The following is an 18,103-nucleotide window of genomic DNA, read 5'->3' as shown; positions in this document are numbered from 1 at the left end:
CAGGCGACCCGCCGCGGTGTCGTGAATTCAGCTGCCGCGGGCGATCCACTCCTCGAGGTGCGGTGCTTCGTCGCCGATGCGGGTCCCGTCACCGTGGCCGGTGTTGACTCGGGTGTCGACGGGAAGGGCGAAGAGCCGGTCGCGGATGGACCCGATGATGGTCGGGAAATCCGAGTACGACCGTCCGGTGGCGCCTGGGCCGCCGGAGAAGAGGGTGTCGCCGCTGAACAACTCCCCCGCTTCCGGCAGGTACAGGCACGTCGATCCCGGTGAGTGTCCCGGCGTGTGCAGCGCCAGGATGTCGGTTCCGGCGACGGTGATGCGCTGACCGTCCTCGAGCGTCGAGTGCCCGACGCCCGGGTGCGTCTGCTGCCACAGCATGTCGTCGGCGGGGTGCAGCAGGATCGGCGCGTCGAGGGTGTCCGAGAGTTCGGGGGCGACGGTCACGTGATCGTTGTGTCCGTGGGTGCAGACGATCGCCTTGACGGTGCGGCCGGCGACCGCGTCGACGATCGGGGCCGCGGTGTGTGCTGCGTCGACGATGACCACCTCGTCGTCGTCACCGATCAGCCAGATGTTGTTGTCGACGTCCCAGGTGCCACCGTCGAGGCTGAAGGTTCCGGAGGTGACGACGTTCTGGACGCGGAAGGTCCCGCTCACAGGACCACCACCGAACGCAGGACGGTGCCCTGATGCATCTTCTCGAACGCGGCTTCGACGTCGTCGATGGTGATGCGTTCGGTGACGAACTTCTCGAGCGGCAGACGGCCCTGCTGGTACAGATCCACCAACTGCGGGAAGTCGCGCTCGGGCAGGCAGTCTCCGTACCAGGACGATTTCAGCGATCCGCCACGGGAGAAGAAGTCGATCAGCGGCATCTCGAGGGTCATCTCGGGTGTCGGCACGCCGACGAGCACCACGGTTCCGGCGAGGTCGCGGGCGTAGAACGCCTGCTTCCAGGTCTCCGGACGGCCGACTGCATCGATGACCACGTCGGCACCGAAGCCTCCGGTGAGCTCCTGGACGGCCTCGACGGCGTCGACCTGCGAGGAGTCGACGGTGTGGGTGGCTCCGAGACCGAGTGCCCATTCGAGCTTGCCCGGGTCACGGTCGACCGCGATGATCGTCGATGCGCCGGCCAGGCGTGCTCCGGCGATCGCGGCATCACCGACGCCACCACAGCCGATCACGGCCACCGAATCTCCGCGTGAGACGTGGCCGGTGTTCATCGCTGCGCCCAGCCCGGCCATCACTCCGCAGCCGAGCAGTCCGACGACAGCGGGATCGGCGTCTGCGGCGACCTTGGTGCACTGGCCCTCGTGCACCAGGGTCTTCTCGGCGAAGGCTCCGATGCCCAGCGCCGGTGTCAGCTCGGTGCCGTCCTCCAGGGTCATCTTCTGTGCTGCGTTGTGGGTGTCGAAGCAGTACCACGGGGTGCCGCGCTTGCAGGCTCGACATTCGCCGCACACTGCGCGCCAGTTCAGCACGACGAAGTCTCCGACCTCGACGTGCTCGACGCGGTCGCCGATGGTCTCGACGATTCCGGCTGCCTCGTGTCCGAGCAGGAACGGGAATTCGTCGTTGATGCCGCCCTCGCGGTAGTGCAGGTCGGTGTGACACACCCCGCAGGCCTGGATCTTCACGACGACTTCGTTGGGCCCGGGATCGGGGATGGTGATCGTCTCGATGGAGACGGGCTCGCCCTTGCTCTTGGCGACGACGGCGCGGACCTGCTGCGGCATGTGTTCCTCCACTGTAAATCGGGTGTTTCGTGCTCTGTTCAGCCTTGCACAACGCATCAGCACGTGGCGACATCTGCATGGGTTCGATGCACCGAATCGCGGAGTTCACAAGGTTGTGACCGGGCGGGCACGCAGTCTTTGCGTACGAGCGGTACCTATGACGAATGTCTGAACCCATGGAGTACGACCTGGTGGTCATCGGCTCCGGCCCCGGTGGCCAGAAGGCGGCCATTGCGGCTGCGAAGCTCGGCAAGCGAGTGGCGATCGTGGAGAAGGGCCACATGCTCGGCGGGGTCTGCGTCAACACCGGCACCATTCCGTCCAAGACACTGCGCGAGGCCGTTCTGTATCTCACGGGCATGAATCAACGTGAGCTGTACGGGGCGAGTTACCGAGTGAAGGCCGATATCACTCCGGCCGATCTGCTGGCCCGAACCCAGCACGTGATCGGCAAGGAGATCGAGGTGGTGCGTTCGCAACTGCTGCGCAACCGCATCGAGTTGATCACCGGCGTCGGCAAGTTCCTCGACGCGCACACCATCGTGATCGAAGACGAGATGCGGGGAGAACGCATCACGGTCAAGGCCGCCAACGTGGTGATCGCCACCGGCACCGCTCCCGCCCGTCCGGCCGACATCGCGTTCGACGACTATCGAGTGCTCGACTCGGACGGAATCCTCAACCTCGAGTTCATTCCGGCATCCATGGTGGTCGTGGGGGCCGGTGTCATCGGAATCGAGTACGCATCGATGTTCGCAGCCCTGGGCACGAAGGTCACCGTCGTCGAGAAGCGTGATTCGATGCTCGACTTCTGCGATCGCGAGATCATCGAATCGTTGCAGTTCCACCTCCGCGATCTCGCGGTGACGTTCCGATTCGGGGAGGCGGTGACCGCTGTCGACGTCGGCCCGAACGGAACGGTGACGACGCTTGCCAGTGGCAAGCGGATCCCTGCGGAGACGGTGATGTACTCGGCCGGGCGTCAGGGGTTGACGACTGCACTCGATCTCGAGAACGCCGGTCTCGAGGCCGACGCGCGAGGCCGCATCTTCGTCGACGAGCATTTCCAGACCAAGGTCGATCACATCTACGCGGTCGGCGATGTCATCGGCTTTCCGGCGTTGGCCGCGACGTCGATGGACCAGGGCAGGTTGGCGGCGTACCACGCGTTCGGCGAGTCCAGCGCCAAGCTGACCGACGTGCAGCCCATCGGCATCTACTCCATTCCCGAGGTCTCGTACGTCGGAGCCACGGAGGTCGACCTGACGAAGGGATCGGTCCCCTACGAGGTCGGGGTGTCGAGGTACCGCGAACTCGCCAGGGGTCAGATCGCCGGCGACTCGTACGGAATGTTGAAGTTGCTCGTCTCCACCGAGGACCGCTCCATTCTGGGCGTGCACATCTTCGGGTCGGGTGCGACGGATCTGGTGCACATCGGTCAGGCGGTGATGGGGTGCGGCGGCACCGTCGACTACCTCGTCGATGCCGTGTTCAACTACCCGACGCTGTCCGAGGCCTACAAGGTCGCAGCTCTCGACGTCACCAACAAGATCCGCGCGCTGGCGAACTTCGACCGCTGATCGTCTCGGTGTCACCGAGCAGCGACGCGACGGCAGCTCGAACGACCGTCGGGGAATGAACCGCGGGCAACCGGTTGTTCTTCTCGGGTAGTGATTCGCCACGTTCGACGTCGGCGCGTACACGGCGCGAGCCGATGGTCGGCGTATTCTGGCTCGAATCTCGCGTCGAGGTACCGACGAGTCGATCCGAAAGGGGCCCGGCCATGACCGAACAGTCGAAGATGTACGAGCTGGAGTTTCCGGCACCGCAAACGTTCTCCGACGACGGCGTCGGACCCGTCCTCGTGCACGGCCTGGAGGGCTTCTCCGACGCAGGTCACGCGGTCAAATTGGCGACGACTCATCTGCGCGAGAGCCTGGAATCGGAGCTGGTCGCGTCGTTCGACGTCGACGAGTTGATCGACTACCGGTCCCGACGGCCCACGATGACGTTCAAGTCCGACCATTTCTCGGACTACGACGCTCCCGAGCTGAACCTCTATGCCGTCAAGGACCGAACCGGCACCCCGTTCCTGTTGCTGGCCGGTATGGAACCGGATCTGCGGTGGGAGAAGTTCACCACCGCTGTGCGCCTGCTGGCCGAGCAGCTCGGCGTTCGTCGGACCATCGGCCTCGGCTCGATCCCGATGGCCATTCCGCACACCCGGCCACTCGGTGTGACGGCCCACGCCAGCGACAAGGAGCTGGTCAAGGAAGGCAACAGCTGGGCAGGCGACCTGCAGGTACCCGGCAGCGCCTCCTCCCTGCTCGAGCTTCGGATGGCGCAGCACGGTCACGAGTCGATGGGCTTCTCGGTGCACGTCCCGCACTACCTCGCCCAGACGGACTACCCCGGTGCAGCCGAGACGTTGCTCGAGAACGTCAGCGAGGCCGCCGAGTTGGATCTCCCGCTGGCCGCGTTGGGTGAGGCCGCGGCGCGAGTCCGGGAACAGGTGAACGAGCACATCACCGGAAACGAGGAAGTGCAGTCGGTGGTGCAGGCGCTCGAGCGTCAGTACGACACCTACGTTGCCGCGCAGGAGCAGCAGTCGACGTTGTTGGCCAGTGACGAACCACTGCCCAGCGGCGACGAGCTCGGCGCAGAGTTCGAGCGCTTCCTCGCCGAGCAGGCAGGTCTCGACGAGGGAGAGGACACCACCGAGCGGTAACAGTGTGAGTGGTCACAGAACTCGATCGCTTCGGCGGGCATATCGGACAGCCCGGGCCGATCGAAACATACCTGTAACCGCAAATACGCTCGATGTTCTGCCCCGAGCGCGATCTCGTGCAAGAGTCGTAGCAACACGTACTCCGGTACGTACGTCTACACACTCGTGCACGGCGTCGCCGTTCTGTGCCGCCGCGCGCGGTGCACCAGGGAATTTCAGGAGGCGCAGGTGAGCACCAATCCGCGCAGTCGCAAGCTCCGCCCGGTTCCCGACGAAGAACCACGGCTGATCTTCCGGACCATTCACGGGTACCGGCGGGCATTCCGCATGGCCGGCGAAGGTCCCGTTCTGCTGTTGATCCACGGTATCGGCGACAACTCCGAGACGTGGAACGAAGTCATCCCACACCTGGCGAAGAACTACACCGTCATCGCTCCGGATCTGCTGGGGCACGGTCGCTCGGACAAGCCGCGTGCGGATTACTCCGTCGCCGCGTATGCCAACGGCATGCGTGACCTGCTGTCGGTGCTGGGCATCGAGCACGTCACCGTCGTCGGGCACTCACTGGGCGGCGGCGTCGCCATGCAGTTCGCCTACCAGTTCCCGGGCATGGTCGACAGGTTGGCTCTGGTGTCCTCCGGTGGCGTCACCAAGGACGTACACCCCATTCTTCGACTGGCGTCCATGCCGTTCCTGAGCGAGGCGGTCAAACTGCTCCGCCTGCCCGGCGCGATCCCCGCGGTGAAGTTGGCAGGCGGCCTCCTGAGCAAACTGCACAGCTCTCCCCTGCGACCCGGTTCGCTTCTGCACGACACTCCGGATCTGATCCGAGTGCTGAGCGAGCTCCCGGCCCCGACGACGTACGAGGCGTATCTGCGGACCCTGCGCGCCGTCGTGGACTGGCGTGGCCAGGTGGTCACGATGCTGGATCGGTGTTATCTCACCGAGAACCTTCCCGTCCTGCTCGTCTGGGGTGATCAGGACTCGGTGATTCCGGTCAGTCATGCGCGCCTCGCGCACTCGGCCATGCCCGGTTCCACGTTGGAGGTGTTCGAGAATTCCGGACACTTCCCGTTCCGGGACGATCCGATGCGCTTCCTGCAGGTCGTCGAGGACTTCATCGATTCCACACCGTCGCTTACCTTCGACGAGGTGCGGTGGCGCAACCTGCTCATCACCGGTGTCGGTGAGGACATGATCACCGGAAGCGCCAGTACCCGGATGGCCGTTCTCGGTGCGATGGGTTCGGACGAGCGCAGCGCTACCTGACTCGGCACCGGAGGCTCGGTGTCGATGCGGGTCCGGCCGTCCATTCCACATAGCCTGTAGAGGTGCTTCTCACCGAACTGATTCCCGATGCCTCCGCCGATCGGTCCGACGGCGTGGACCCGGATGTCCTGTTCGACACGTTCACCACCTGGACTGCCGATCGCGGTCTCACCCTGTATCCCGCACAGGAGGAAGCTCTCATCGAGCTGGTCTCCGGTTCCAACGTCATCCTGGCGACGCCGACGGGATCGGGCAAGTCGATGGTGGCCATCGGAGCCCATTACGCCGCGATGGCCGCAGGCATTCGTAGTTTCTACACCGCGCCGATCAAGGCACTCGTCAGCGAGAAGTTCTTCGCCCTGTGCGAGATCTTCGGTGCGCAGAACGTCGGCATGATGACCGGCGACGCGTCGGTCAATTCCGGTGCCCCGATCATCTGCGCCACCGCCGAGATCGTCGCGAACCTCGCCCTGCGTCAGGGTGCCGGCTCCGACATCGGCCAGGTGATCATGGACGAGTTCCACTACTACTCCGAGCCCGATCGAGGGTGGGCCTGGCAGGTGCCGTTGATCGAGCTGCCACACGCCCAGTTCCTGTTGATGTCTGCAACCCTGGGCGATGTCTCGTTCTTCCGGGACGATCTGACCCGACGCACCGGACGGACGACCACTGTCGTCTCGGGCACCGAGCGTCCTGTTCCGCTGATGTTCTCGTATGTCACCACTCCGATCAGCGAGACCATCGAAGAACTGGTGGAAACGCATCTCGCGCCGGTGTACGTCGTGCATTTCACGCAGGCCGCGGCACTCGAACGAGCCCAGGCGCTGACGAGCGTCAACGTCGCGTCCAAGCAGGAGAAGGCCGAGATAGCCGAGGCCATCGGCAACTTCCGCTTCACCACCGGTTTCGGTAAGACGCTGTCGAGGTTGGTTCGGCACGGCATCGGCGTGCACCACGCGGGCATGCTGCCCAAATATCGACGGTTGGTGGAGAAGCTGGCGCAGGACGGACTGCTGAAGGTGATCTGTGGAACGGACACCCTCGGTGTGGGAATCAACGTCCCGATTCGCACCGTGCTGTTCACCGGACTGACCAAGTACGACGGCATTCGCACTCGCAAGCTACGGGCCCGCGAGTTCCATCAGATCGCCGGTCGTGCGGGACGGGCCGGCTACGACACCCTCGGGACCGTTGTGGTCGAGGCCCCCGAACACGACATCGAGAACGCCCGTCTGGTGGCCAAGGCCGGGGACGATCCGAAGAAGCTCAAGCGCGTGCAGCGCAAGAAGGCACCCGACGGTTTCGTCTCGTGGGGCGAGCCGACGTTCGAGCGGATCATCGCCGCGAGTCCGGAGCCGCTCACGTCCCGATTCTCGGTGAGCAACGCCATGCTGCTCAATGTCATTGCCCGGCCCGGCAATTGCTTCCATGCCATGCGCCACCTGCTCGAGGACAACCACGAGACCCGGCCCGCTCAGCGCAAGCACATCCTGCGAGCACTCTCGCTCTACCGCGGTCTCGTCGATGCGGGCATCGTCGAGCAACTCGACGAGCCGGACGCCGACGGTCGACATGCTCGACTGACGGTGGACCTGCAACCGGACTTCGCGCTCAATCAGCCGCTGTCGACGTTCGCGGTCGCGTCCTTCGATCTGCTCGACGCCGAATCACCGACCCACGCCCTCGATGTGGTGTCGATCATCGAGTCGACCCTCGACGATCCGCGTCAGATCCTGATGGCGCAGCAGCACGCCGCGCGCGGCGAAGCGGTCTCGCAGATGAAGGCCGACGGCATCGAGTACGACGAGAGAATGGAATTGCTCGAGGAGGTCACGTGGCCGAAACCTCTTGCAGAGCTGCTCGTTCCGGCGTTCGAGATCTATCGTGGCACCCATCCGTGGCTCTCCGAGGTCGGCCTCTCCCCCAAGTCCGTGGTACGAGACATGGTCGAGCGCGCGATGACCTTCGCAGAGTTGATCAGCCACTACGGCCTGATGCGGTCCGAGGGACTCGTCCTGCGTTATCTCGCCGACGCCTATCGCACACTGCGCCAGACGGTTCCGCCCGAGTCTCGAACCGAAGAGGTACAGGACATCACCGAGTGGCTGGGTGAACTCGTCCGGCAGGTGGATTCGAGCCTGCTCGACGAGTGGGAGAACCTGACGGACCCCGGTGCCGAGCCGGAAGCGCTCGTGGAGGCGTACGGATCCGATGTGCCACGTCCGATCTCGGCCAACCCGCGGGCCTTCCGAATTCTCGCGCGCAACGCGATCTTCCGCCGGGTGGACCTGGCGGCGCGCCGACAGTGGAATACTCTCGACGACCTCGACGACGGCCCCGACTGGGAGGCGGAACTGGAACCGTTCTTCGCCGAGTACGGCTCGATCGGAACGGGCCCGTCGGCCCGGGGCCCTGCGTTGTTCACCCTGAGCGTCGGTGCGGAGTCCACCACGGTGCGTCAGGTGTTGGAGGATCCCGACGGTGACCACGGCTGGTCGCTCGACGCCGTCGTCGATGTGCCGGAGTCCGACGCGGCAGGCGAGATCGTGTTCGACGAGATCGTGATCACGCCCGGCTGAGGCCACCTGCGTTGTCGGTGAGAACCTCTGCGGCGAGAAGACCTGCCAGCGCACTGTATTCGGCCGAGCGCGCACTCGAGGCTCGGTACACGAGACCGATGGTGCGGCCGGGAGCAGGGTGTGCGAACTCGGCGGTGGACAGGCCCGCGCGAGCGACCTCGACATCGACGGCGCGGCGCGGCAGCAACGTCAGGCCCAGCCCTCCTGCAACGCACTGCACCACCGTGGTCAACGACGTTGCCCGCGTATCGCTCGCATCGGGCGCGATGTCGACCGAGCGGCACAGGTCCAGGGTCTGCTCGCGCAGGCAGTGCCCCTCGTCGAGCAGGAGCAGAGGGAGGCCGCGGAGGTCGGCGACCGTCAGATCCCGGCGCCCCGAGAGGGGATGCTCGGCAGGTAGTGCGAGCACGAAATCCTCGGTGTACATGGATATTTCGATCATGCCCGGATCGGCGATGGGGAGAGCGAGAACGGCGACGTCGATCGCACCGGACCGGAGTGCGTCGAGCAGTCTGGCCGTGTGATCCTCGACGATTCGGGGCACGAGGTCCGGAAACTCGGCCCGCATGGCAGGAAGCACCGTCGGCAACACGTACGGTGCCACCGTCGGAATGATCCCGAGCCGCAGGCCGCCGGTCAGACGGCCGCCCAATCCCGCTGCGGCAGCGACCAATCCGTCCACGGCGTCGAGTGCCGCAGTCGCACGACCGAGCAACTGACTGCCGGCCGACGTCAGCAACACCCTGCGGGTGCTGCGTTCGATCAACTGCACCCCCAGCCCCTGCTCGAGCGCAGCCAGGGCCTGCGACAGAGACGGCTGACTGATGTTCGATCGTGTTGCCGCAGTGCCGAAATGGCGATGTTGCGCGATCGCCACGAAGGCTCGCAGATGCGACAGGGTCGGCTGATAGCTTCGATCGGTCACGCCTATCAGTCTAGTGCCACTCATCACGTTTACCTTTCACGACATTTTTGGCACACTCGTACCGGTCGGCCGGGCCCGCGCGGCTGTTCACACGCCACCGGACCGCCCACATACGAAACCGACACAGTCATTCGACACGAGGAGAACACATGGCACTGCTGACAATCGGCGATCAGTTCCCTTCATACAACCTCACCGCCGTCATCGGCGGAGATCTGTCCAAGGTGAACGCACAGCAGCCCGACGACTACTTCACCACCGTCACCAGTGACGATCACGCAGGCAAGTGGCGCATCGTCTTCTTCTGGCCCAAGGACTTCACGTTCGTCTGCCCCACCGAGATCGCCGCGTTCGGCAAGCTGAACGAGGAGTTCGAGGACCGCGATGCACAGGTCCTCGGCGCGTCCGTCGACAACGAGTTCGTTCACTTCCAGTGGCGGGCGCAGCACGACGAGCTCAAGACGCTCCCCTTCCCCATGCTGTCCGATCTCAAGCGCGAATTGGCTGCTGCCACGGGCGTTCTCAATGCCGACGGCGTTGCCGATCGCACCACGTTCATCGTCGACCCCAACAACGAGATCCAGTTCGTGTCGGTCACGGCAGGATCGGTGGGGCGCAACGTGGACGAGGTCCTGCGAGTTCTCGATGCCCTGCAGTCCGACGAGCTGTGCGCCTGCAACTGGAAGAAGGGTGATCCCACCATCGACGCAGGCGAACTGCTGACGGCGAGCGTCTGACATGACGATCGACAACCTGAAGAACGCCGTACCCGAGTACGCCAAGGACCTCAAGCTCAATCTCGGTTCCATCGCCCGTTCCACGGTGCTCAGCGAGCAGCAGCTGTGGGGCACCCTGCTGTCGGTGGCCGCAGCGTCGAAGTCCGCGACGACGTTGAAGGAGATCGCCGAGGACGCAGCCGATTCGCTGTCGGCCGAGGCGTACAACGCGGCCCTCGGTGCCGCGTCGATCATGGGCATGAACAACGTCTTCTACCGAACCAAGGGTTACCTGGACGGCAAGTACGACGACCTTCGCGCCGGTCTGCGCATGAACATCATCGGCAACCCCGGTGTGGACAAGGCCGACTTCGAGCTGTGGTCGCTCGCGGTGTCTGCCGTCAACGGGTGCAACCACTGCTTGGAGGCACACGAGAAGACTCTGCGCGCCGAGGGCGTCGACCGCGAGAAGATCTTCGAGGCCATCCGCGCCGCGTCGATCGTCGCGGGTGTCGCGCAGGCGATCGAAGCAGGACGAATCCTCGACGGTGCCGCCGTCTGAGCGTCGACTCGACCTGTACGTCGAACGAGGGATTCGCGGTCGCGGGTCCCTCGTTCGGCGTTTGGTAGCGTCCGGGCATGGCTACCGACGTGTCCGTCGTCCGAGTGTTCACCGATGCCGAAGGCAGATTCGGCAACCCCCTCGGCATCGTGACCGCGGATGACGTCGACGAGGCGGACAGGCAGCAGTTCGCCGCCGAGCTCGGCTTCAGCGAGACGGTGTTCGTCGATCGCAGCGAATCCGGTACGGCCTCGGCATCCATCTACACCCCCGCCGTCGAGCTGCCATTCGCCGGGCATCCCACGGTCGGACTCTCGTGGTGGCTGCGCGAGCAGGGACACCCGGTCGATGTCCTGACCGTCCCTGCCGCACCGTTGAACATCCGCTACGACGGGGACCACACCTGGGTTCGCGCCCGTGCGGAGTGGACTCCGCACTTCACCTTCCATCAGGTCCGCGATGCGGCCGAGGTGGCGGCAGCAGACCCGAGTGCCTACGACAGCGGGCACCACTATGTCTGGGCCTGGACCGACGAAGAGCACGGCGCGCTGCGATCGCGCATGTTCGCACCGATGATGGGTATCGTCGAGGACGAAGCGACCGGTGCTGCCGCCGTCCGGCTGACCGGCGAACTCGGTCGGAGCCTGAACATCGTGCAGGGAGCCGGATCTCGATTGCGCACCACCATCGACGGCGACTGGGTTGAATTGGGCGGACGCACCGCGGCGGACGCGTCGATCAGCGTGTGACGGGCACGTCCACTTCGATCTCCTCGCCCAGACGCACACCGGCGGCGAGTGGGAGCCGGTCGCCGCTCCAGAACTTACCCGGGTCGAACCAGTTGGCTTTCTTGTTGCCCGTGAGCAGACCCATCGCGTCGTAGGTCATGGCGACCACCTCAGCGCAGTAGGCGGTTTCGAGGGCTGCTTCCTCGCGTTCGCTGCGCCGCAGTGCGGGGACTCGGCCCCGGAACCATCGACCGGCGAGCGCCGCCGTCGTCGGAAAGGCTGTTCCGTCCATGCGGGCGATGGTGCGCAGCAAGGCGTCTTCCTGCTCCTTCGTCACTGCCGGAGCGGAGCCTGCGGAACGATCCAGGTCTCCGCCCAATTGCCGCAGCCAACAACGCTGTTGGTACTTCGTGGACCACTGGGTGACGGCCGCACGCAGGTCGTGGAGCTGCACGCCGCGCTGGAAGTTTCCGGTCCACATGTCCTGCAACGACTTTCCCAGTTCGGCGTGCCACATCAGCGGCGGCAGGTCGTCGATCACGACGGCCATTCCGACGTGATTGACAGGACTGTTGGTCAGTGCCTGGATTGCCCGATCGGAGCTCGACTGGCCGCGGAAGATCCAGATGTCGCCCGTTCTGGTGGCCTCGACTGCGGTATCGAGGCTGATTCGCGACGGATTCATGGTCCACACCCTAGATCTCGTGACGGTACGGTGGCCGGATGAACGTGTGGAAGGCTCTCGGTCTCGCCGGGATGGTCGGTGTCGCGGCCACCGGGGCGTTGGTGGTTCGATCCGAGCGCAAGCGTCGTGCCTATGCGCCCGAGGAAGTCCGCGAGCAGTTGCATCGACGTTTCGCAGCCGTCTCCGACGAGCCCGTACCGGCACCTGCTCCCCCGCCCTCGCGGGGGAAGCAGCTGCTCGGCAGACTTCGGTTCAGCCGAGCGCGCTGAGGATCCGCGCGGCCAGCTCTTCGATCTCGGCGTCCGTCATGACGAATGCCGGCGAGATCTGCATCGCACCCTGACCGGCCGCGCGGCCGGAGACCCCGTGTGCTCGCAGCGTTTTGACGAAGGGCAGTGCCTCGGCCGGATCGGCGAGCTGCACGGCGGCAACAGCACCGATCCCGCTGCGGATCTCCGACACTCGTTCGTGTGCGGCCAGTGGCGCGAGGTGGGTGTGCAACGCCGCTTCGATGCGCTTGGAGTGAGAGAGCAACTCCTCGCGCTCGATGATGTCGAGGTTTGCCATCGCCGCGGCGGCCGCGCCTGCGTGACCGCCGTAGGTGTATCCGTGCCGCCACCAGACGCCGCCCGCGAAGAAGGGCTCGGCGATCTTCGGGGCGATGAAGACAGCACCCATCGGTACATACCCGGACGTCAGCCCCTTGGCGGTCGTCATCAGGTCGGGTTCGAGCTCGAATCGGGTGGAGGCGAACCAGCTGCCGCCGATGCGGCCGAACCCGGTGACCACCTCGTCCGCGACGAACAGCACGTCGTTGTCGCGGCAGATCTGCCGAACCTCGCGCAGGTAGCCCTCCGGCGGCAAGTAGATTCCGCCTGCTCCGATCACCGGCTCGCAGAAGAAGGCAGCCACGTTCTCTGCACCGACCTCCTCGATCAGCGCCAGCAGTGACTTCGCGTCGTCCCACGCCACTGTCCTGGCGTCGGGCATCAGCTCGCCGTAGTTCTCCTTGTTCACCGGGATACCGGCCAGCGCGGTGCCGGCGACGTGCATGCCGTGGTAGGCCTTCTGCCGGCCGACGATGATCTTCTTGGCCGGTTGTCCCATTTCGACCCAGTAGCGGCGCGCGAGTTTCGCGGCGGTGTCGATGGAGTCCGATCCACCCGAGGTGAAGAAGATCTTGCTTCCCGGCACCGGCGCGATGGCGGCGAGACGGTCGGCCAAGGCCAGCGTGGTCTCGGGAACGAAGTCGCCGAAGTTCGAGTAGTGGGCGATCGAGCTCAGCTGTGTGGCAACGGCATCGGCGATCTCGCGTCGGCCGTGACCGACGTTGGTGAACCACAGACCGGCGGTCGCGTCGAGATACTTCGTTCCCTCGTTGTCGAAGATGTACGCGCCCTCGCCTCGCGAAACGACGAACGGCCCGCTGGCGGTGACGGCGCCCATGTCGGCGAAGCCGTGCCACAGCGCGGACGAGTGTGTGGTGGCGGCTGGATCCAGGTCGGAAGACATGCGCTACACAGTAGTGGAGTCCGATTCGATCGAGTCCGATCCGTACCTCCACCGTCCTGCGAGCCGTCCGAGAGCGTTGACTGCCAGCGCCATCAGCGCGAAAGCGACGGTCAGCACGACCAGACCGATGACGAGCGCGAGGTATCCCTGCGAACGTGGATCGAGGAACGGGTAGGGGTACCAGTCGACGACGGGTCCGCGAATCAGGGTGTAGGTCCCGTAGAGCAGTGGGAAGAGCAACCACGTCAGGCTGCGCGACTCCGAGATGTGCCGCCGCGGTGGAGCGAGGATCCAGTCGAGCAGAAGGACCACGGGCATGATGCGATGCACCACGTTGTTGGTCCACGGATCCGCCACACCGACATCGATGTTCGAGAGCAACACCGCGTAGATGATCCCGGTGATCACCATGTAGAGCGTCACCGCTCCACGGAAGAGTTGCCATCCCGAAGACCGCGGATCGATCACGCCGCCGATCGCGAGCACGAGCACCGTCAGGACGTTGCTGATCACGGTGAAGTAGCTGAAGTAGTTGACCAACGAGAACGTCGGGGTGGCAAGTCCGTCCACGACGATCGAGACGAGCGCCGCGGCGGTGAGCGCAGCGAACAGCACCCGCAGCGTCCTGATCGGTACCGGCGTACGCGGTTCGACAGTGACATCGTGCGAGATGCTCATTCGCCGATCCTGGCACAGTCGCGGCCGGCATTCACGACGGTTGCGTCGATACGGATATCCTGATGTGAGTATGTCTACCTCGAATCCGTCCGGTCAGCGAAAATCTCTCGCCACACGTCTGGCAGACGTCACCATCCGCGACGAGAACCGGCTGCGGCGTCGATTGGACAAGGCCCGCACCGACGACGCGTTCGCAGCCCTCGAACGCGATGTCGCCCGTGCCGAGACGGTTGTGGCCAACCGCCGGGCCGCGGTGCCGACCCTCGAGTTTCCCGAGTCGCTTCCGGTCAGTCTCCGCAAGGACGACATCGCTGCCGCCATCGCCGAACATCAGGTCGTCATCGTCGCCGGTGAGACCGGCTCGGGTAAGACCACTCAGATTCCGAAGATCTGTCTCGCACTCGGTCGCGGAATTCGCGGGTCGATCGGTCACACCCAACCGCGCAGGCTCGCAGCGCGCACGGTGGCCGAGCGCATCGCCGAGGAAGTCGGCGAACCCCTGGGTGAATCCATCGGCTACAAGGTGAGATTCACCGATCAGTCCTCGGATTCGACGCTCGTCAAGCTGATGACCGACGGCATCCTGCTGGCGGAGATCCAGCGAGACAGACTGCTGCGCCAGTACGACACCCTGATCATCGACGAGGCCCACGAACGCAGTCTCAACATCGACTTCATCCTCGGCTACCTCGCGCAGCTTCTCCCCCGACGTCCTGACCTGAAGATCGTCATCACCTCGGCGACGATCGATCCCGAACGGTTCGCCCAGCATTTCGCGCGGGACGGCGTGCCCGCGCCGATCATCGAGGTCTCGGGCCGCACGTTCCCGGTCGAGATGCGCTATCGGCCATTGACCGTCGATGCCGGAGACACGACGATCGATCTCGACCCCGTCGACGCGACCTGTCAGGCGGTCGACGAACTGATGGCCGAGGGCGACGGGGACATTCTGGTGTTCCTGTCCGGTGAACGCGAGATTCGCGACACCGCCGATGCTCTGAACGACCGCAACCTCCGCAACACCGAGATCGTTCCGCTGTACGCGAGACTCTCTGCGGCCGAACAGCATCGAGTGTTCTCACCACACTCGGGCCGACGCGTGGTGCTGTCGACGAACGTTGCGGAAACATCGCTGACTGTCCCCGGCATCCGCTACGTGGTGGACCCGGGTACGGCCCGCATCTCGCGATACTCGTTGCGCACCAAGGTTCAACGCCTCCCCATCGAACCGATCTCACAGGCATCGGCGCGGCAGCGGGCCGGCCGCTGTGGCCGCGTGGCCGACGGTATCTGCATCCGGTTGTATTCCGAGGAGGATTTCGAGTCGCGGCCGCAGTTCACCGAGCCGGAGATTCTGCGTACCAACCTGGCGTCGGTCATCCTGCAGATGACCGCCCTCGGGCTGGGCAAGATCGACGCGTTCCCTTTCGTCGAACCGCCCGATCCGCGCAGCATCAGAGACGGCATCGGGCTGCTCGAAGAACTCGGGGCGCTGAAGCCGGCCACCAAGGAGGGCACTGCAGAACTGACCCCGATCGGCCGGGAGCTCTCGGCGCTGCCGGTCGATCCTCGGATGGCTCGGATGCTGGTCGAGGCCAACGGCAACGGCTCTCTTCGCGACGCGCTGGTGGTCGTGGCGGCGCTGTCCATTCAGGATGTTCGGGAGCGACCCGCCGAGCATCAGCAGGCGGCGGACGAGAAGCATGCGCGTTTCGCGGTGGAGAACTCGGACTTCCTCGCGTACGTGAAGTTGTGGACCTATCTGCGAGAGCAACGGAACGAGTTGTCCTCCAACCAGTTCCGACGCATGTGCCGAACCGAGTTCCTGCACTACCTTCGCATTCGTGAGTGGCAGGATCTGCACGGCCAACTGCGTCAGATCACCCGCGGGCTCGGGTGGACGGTGCCCGACGCCGACTCCACCGAGACCGCCCTGCATCAGTCGCTGCTGTCCGGATTGCTCTCGCACGTCGGGCTCAGGGAGGGTGACAAGCGCGAGTTCCTCGGCGCGCGCGGTGCGCACTTCGCAATCTTCCCGGGCTCGGGTCTGTTCAAGAAGCCGCCGCGCTGGGTCATGGCCGCCGAACTGGTCGAGACCGGACGCCTGTGGGGCCGCATGGCCGCCCGCATCGAACCGGAATGGGCCGAACGACTCGCACCCCACCTGGTCAAGCGGACCTACTCGGAACCGCATTGGTCGATCAAGCGTGAATCGGCGATGGCCTACGAACGAGTGACGCTGTACGGCATTCCCCTGGTGACGCAACGCCCGGTGAATTACCACCGCATCGACCCCGAGGCGTCGCGGGAGTTGTTCATCAGACACGCGCTGGTGGAGGGCGAATGGAAGACCCAGCATGCCTTCTTCCACAAGAACAGGGCGCTGCTCGACGACGTCGGCGAACTCGAGCATCGCGCTCGACGGCGCGACATCGTCGTCGACGACGACGCTCTGTTCGACTTCTACGACGCCCGCATCGCCCCGGAGGCCGTCTCGGCACGGCACTTCGACACCTGGTGGAAGAAGGCCCGCAGACAGGACCCGCACCTGCTCGACTTCACCACCGACACCGTCGTCAACTCCGACGCGGCCTCCGTCCTCACCGGTGCATATCCCGACGCATGGCGACAGGGCGAGATCCAATTCCCCCTGACCTATCAGTTCGAGCCCGGCACTGCGGCCGACGGTGTCACCGCGCGGATTCCGATTGCCCTCCTCGCTCAGGTACAGCCGGTGGGCTTCGACTGGCTGGTTCCCGGGATGCGACTGGAGCTGGTCACGGCACTGATCAAGACACTGCCGAAAGCCTTGCGGCGCAATGTCGTTCCGGCACCGGACTTCGCCGCCGCGGCGTTGGCCGTCATGAAGCCACGCGCGGAAACCCTGATGACGGCCCTGGCACGTGAACTCTCGCGGGCTGCGCAGTGCCACATCACTGCGAAGGACTTCGATGGTGCGGCACTGCCCGAGCACCTGAAGATGACGTTCGCGGCCGTCGATCCGTCCGGAAAGGTGTTGGGCAGCAACAAAGATCTCGCTGCTCTACGCACCGGATTGTCCGGGGAGGTCGGTCGCCAGGTCGCGAGCGCGGTCGGTGACGCGGAGCGTGCGCCGTCCCTGGCATGGACCTCGAGCACTCTGGGGCGGTTGGAGTCGACCGTCACCCGTGATGTGGGCGGACAGAAGGTCACCGGGTACCCGGCGTTGGTGCCGGAAGGACCGGGCGTCGCGGTTCGAGTCCTGAGCACCCCCGCCCAACAGCGAGCAGCGATGAGGTCGGGAACCAGAGCTCTGCTGCTGTCGACGGCACCGAAGGGAACCAAGGCACTGCTGGCCGGGCTGCCGACCGCCGAACGTCTTGCCCTCGGCCAGAATCCGTACGGCGGAGTCGATCCGCTCCTCGAGGAATGCCGGGTTCTCGCGGTCGAGGAGGCAATGGATGCGCACGGTGGACCGGTTCGAGATCCCGAGGCTTTCGACAAGCTCAGGGCGCTCGTCCACGCGGAGGTTCCGCAGCGCACCGCCGCGGTGCTCGCCCTGGTTCGCCCTGTGCTGACCGCTGCCCTGGCACTGTCCGCGCAACTCCAGTCCTCCTCGGGTGAGCCGGCCGACGATGTTCGGGAACAGCTCGACGGCTTGATCTTTCGCGGGTTCGTCACCGAGTTCGGTTCTCGCAGATTGGCAGACCTACCGCGCTACCTCGCGGCTGCGACGAAGCGTTTGGCAACCCTGCCGAGCAGCGCGGGCCGTGATGCGGCGGCGATGGATGTACTCGATCGGGTGTACGCGTCGTACGGACGACTGTTGGATTCGCTTCCGGAAAGCAGAAAGAACAGTTCCGGGGTACAGGAACTGTTCTGGATGATCGAGGAGTTGCGGGTGGGATTGTTCGCCCAAGGCATTCGTACGGCGTATCCGGTCTCGGAGAAGCGCATCGAGAAGGCGATCTCGGACCAGAGTCGCTGACGGACGGAATTG

At 65.1% G+C, this 18,103-nt stretch carries 15 protein-coding genes; 9 read left to right on the top strand and 6 right to left on the bottom strand.

What is annotated here, in order from left to right:
- Positions 1-27: 27 nt before the first annotated feature.
- Together CH302_RS06605 and CH302_RS06600 are read right to left on the bottom strand one after the other, a co-directional pair.
- Entirely contained in the window at positions 28-660 is a 633-nt protein-coding gene (locus CH302_RS06605; protein ID WP_037189484.1) for an MBL fold metallo-hydrolase, read from the bottom strand.
- The gene (locus CH302_RS06600) at positions 657-1,742 is read right to left on the bottom strand and encodes an S-(hydroxymethyl)mycothiol dehydrogenase (protein ID WP_037190098.1); all 1,086 of its coding nucleotides are present in this window, start codon (positions 1,740-1,742) and stop codon (positions 657-659) included. Before CH302_RS06600 ends, CH302_RS06605 begins: the two co-directional genes overlap by 4 nt.
- Positions 1,743-1,906: 164 nt before the next feature.
- Here CH302_RS06600 and sthA point away from each other — a divergent pair, with 164 nt between their 5' ends.
- The 4 genes from sthA (at position 1,907) to CH302_RS06575 (ending at position 8,318) form a co-directional block, all read left to right on the top strand.
- Entirely contained in the window at positions 1,907-3,322 is a 1,416-nt protein-coding gene (gene sthA, locus CH302_RS06595) for a Si-specific NAD(P)(+) transhydrogenase (RefSeq protein WP_037189486.1), read from the top strand.
- A gap of 203 nt (positions 3,323-3,525) precedes the next feature.
- Positions 3,526-4,470 carry a proteasome assembly chaperone family protein gene (locus tag CH302_RS06585; RefSeq protein WP_037190100.1) on the top strand — a complete coding sequence of 315 codons (945 nt, stop codon included), beginning with the start codon at positions 3,526-3,528 and terminating at the stop codon, positions 4,468-4,470.
- A 285-nt stretch (positions 4,471-4,755) separates the two neighbouring features.
- Positions 4,756-5,739: an alpha/beta fold hydrolase gene (locus CH302_RS06580; RefSeq protein ID WP_082323615.1), complete on the top strand. Its 984-nt coding sequence runs from the start codon at positions 4,756-4,758 to the stop codon at positions 5,737-5,739.
- Positions 5,740-5,801: 62 nt separating this feature from the next.
- A complete protein-coding gene (locus CH302_RS06575) occupies positions 5,802-8,318 on the top strand; it encodes a DEAD/DEAH box helicase (RefSeq protein WP_037189487.1) in 2,517 nt (838 codons plus the stop codon).
- Here the strand turns inward: CH302_RS06575 and CH302_RS06570 are convergent.
- Positions 8,305-9,243: a hydrogen peroxide-inducible genes activator gene (locus CH302_RS06570; RefSeq protein ID WP_052047504.1), complete on the bottom strand. Its 939-nt coding sequence runs from the start codon at positions 9,241-9,243 to the stop codon at positions 8,305-8,307. The genes CH302_RS06575 and CH302_RS06570 overlap by 14 nt on opposite strands.
- Before the next feature lie 149 nt (positions 9,244-9,392).
- Here CH302_RS06570 and CH302_RS06565 point away from each other — a divergent pair, with 149 nt between their 5' ends.
- The 3 genes from CH302_RS06565 (at position 9,393) to CH302_RS06555 (ending at position 11,270) form a co-directional block, all read left to right on the top strand.
- Positions 9,393-9,980 (top strand): peroxiredoxin, encoded by a 588-nt coding sequence (locus CH302_RS06565; protein ID WP_037189488.1) that lies wholly within the window; start codon positions 9,393-9,395, stop codon positions 9,978-9,980.
- 1 nt (position 9,981) lies between these two features.
- Positions 9,982-10,521, top strand: coding sequence for a carboxymuconolactone decarboxylase family protein (locus CH302_RS06560; RefSeq protein WP_037189489.1), 540 nt, complete (start codon positions 9,982-9,984; stop codon positions 10,519-10,521).
- Between the two features lie 77 nt (positions 10,522-10,598).
- Positions 10,599-11,270: a PhzF family phenazine biosynthesis protein gene (locus tag CH302_RS06555; protein WP_037189490.1), complete on the top strand. Its 672-nt coding sequence runs from the start codon at positions 10,599-10,601 to the stop codon at positions 11,268-11,270.
- On the opposite strand, the gene CH302_RS06550 is transcribed toward CH302_RS06555, so the two are convergent.
- Complete coding sequence (locus tag CH302_RS06550) at positions 11,260-11,934, bottom strand: hypothetical protein (protein WP_037189491.1); 675 nt, start codon at positions 11,932-11,934, stop codon at positions 11,260-11,262. The two genes, CH302_RS06555 and CH302_RS06550, sit on opposite strands and share 11 nt — an antisense overlap.
- A gap of 38 nt (positions 11,935-11,972) precedes the next feature.
- Here CH302_RS06550 and CH302_RS06545 point away from each other — a divergent pair, with 38 nt between their 5' ends.
- Positions 11,973-12,203 carry a hypothetical protein gene (locus CH302_RS06545; protein ID WP_037189492.1) on the top strand — a complete coding sequence of 77 codons (231 nt, stop codon included), beginning with the start codon at positions 11,973-11,975 and terminating at the stop codon, positions 12,201-12,203.
- Here CH302_RS06545 and CH302_RS06540 read toward each other — a convergent pair.
- Together CH302_RS06540 and CH302_RS06535 are read right to left on the bottom strand one after the other, a co-directional pair.
- Complete coding sequence (locus tag CH302_RS06540; RefSeq protein ID WP_037189493.1) at positions 12,187-13,446, bottom strand: aminotransferase family protein; 1,260 nt, start codon at positions 13,444-13,446, stop codon at positions 12,187-12,189. The two genes, CH302_RS06545 and CH302_RS06540, sit on opposite strands and share 17 nt — an antisense overlap.
- Positions 13,447-13,449: 3 nt before the next feature.
- Complete coding sequence (locus CH302_RS06535) at positions 13,450-14,124, bottom strand: Pr6Pr family membrane protein (protein ID WP_052047505.1); 675 nt, start codon at positions 14,122-14,124, stop codon at positions 13,450-13,452.
- A 70-nt stretch (positions 14,125-14,194) separates the two neighbouring features.
- On the opposite strand from CH302_RS06535, the gene hrpA reads away from it, so the two are divergent.
- The gene (gene hrpA, locus CH302_RS06530) at positions 14,195-18,091 is read left to right on the top strand and encodes an ATP-dependent RNA helicase HrpA (RefSeq protein WP_037189494.1); all 3,897 of its coding nucleotides are present in this window, start codon (positions 14,195-14,197) and stop codon (positions 18,089-18,091) included.
- Positions 18,092-18,103 lie beyond the last annotated feature (12 nt).

It is taken from the genome of Rhodococcus sp. 15-2388-1-1a, from assembly GCF_002259145.1.
Classification (GTDB): domain Bacteria; phylum Actinomycetota; class Actinomycetes; order Mycobacteriales; family Mycobacteriaceae; genus Rhodococcoides.
The sequence above is the reverse complement of the archived record's forward strand: the minus strand, read 5'-3'. Positions and strand labels throughout refer to the sequence as shown.

Coding starts and splice junctions, on each gene's coding strand:
- CH302_RS06600 (WP_037190098.1), bottom strand. CDS start 1,742: ATGCCGCAGCAGGTCCGCGCCGTCGTCGCCAAGAGCAAGGGCGAGCCC.
- sthA (WP_037189486.1), top strand. CDS start 1,907: ATGTCTGAACCCATGGAGTACGACCTGGTGGTCATCGGCTCCGGCCCC.
- CH302_RS06585 (WP_037190100.1), top strand. CDS start 3,526: ATGACCGAACAGTCGAAGATGTACGAGCTGGAGTTTCCGGCACCGCAA.
- CH302_RS06565 (WP_037189488.1), top strand. CDS start 9,393: ATGGCACTGCTGACAATCGGCGATCAGTTCCCTTCATACAACCTCACC.
- CH302_RS06560 (WP_037189489.1), top strand. CDS start 9,982: ATGACGATCGACAACCTGAAGAACGCCGTACCCGAGTACGCCAAGGAC.
- CH302_RS06555 (WP_037189490.1), top strand. CDS start 10,599: ATGGCTACCGACGTGTCCGTCGTCCGAGTGTTCACCGATGCCGAAGGC.
- CH302_RS06550 (WP_037189491.1), bottom strand. CDS start 11,934: ATGAATCCGTCGCGAATCAGCCTCGATACCGCAGTCGAGGCCACCAGA.
- CH302_RS06545 (WP_037189492.1), top strand. CDS start 11,973: ATGAACGTGTGGAAGGCTCTCGGTCTCGCCGGGATGGTCGGTGTCGCG.
- CH302_RS06540 (WP_037189493.1), bottom strand. CDS start 13,446: ATGTCTTCCGACCTGGATCCAGCCGCCACCACACACTCGTCCGCGCTG.
- CH302_RS06535 (WP_052047505.1), bottom strand. CDS start 14,124: ATGAGCATCTCGCACGATGTCACTGTCGAACCGCGTACGCCGGTACCG.
- hrpA (WP_037189494.1), top strand. CDS start 14,195: ATGTCTACCTCGAATCCGTCCGGTCAGCGAAAATCTCTCGCCACACGT.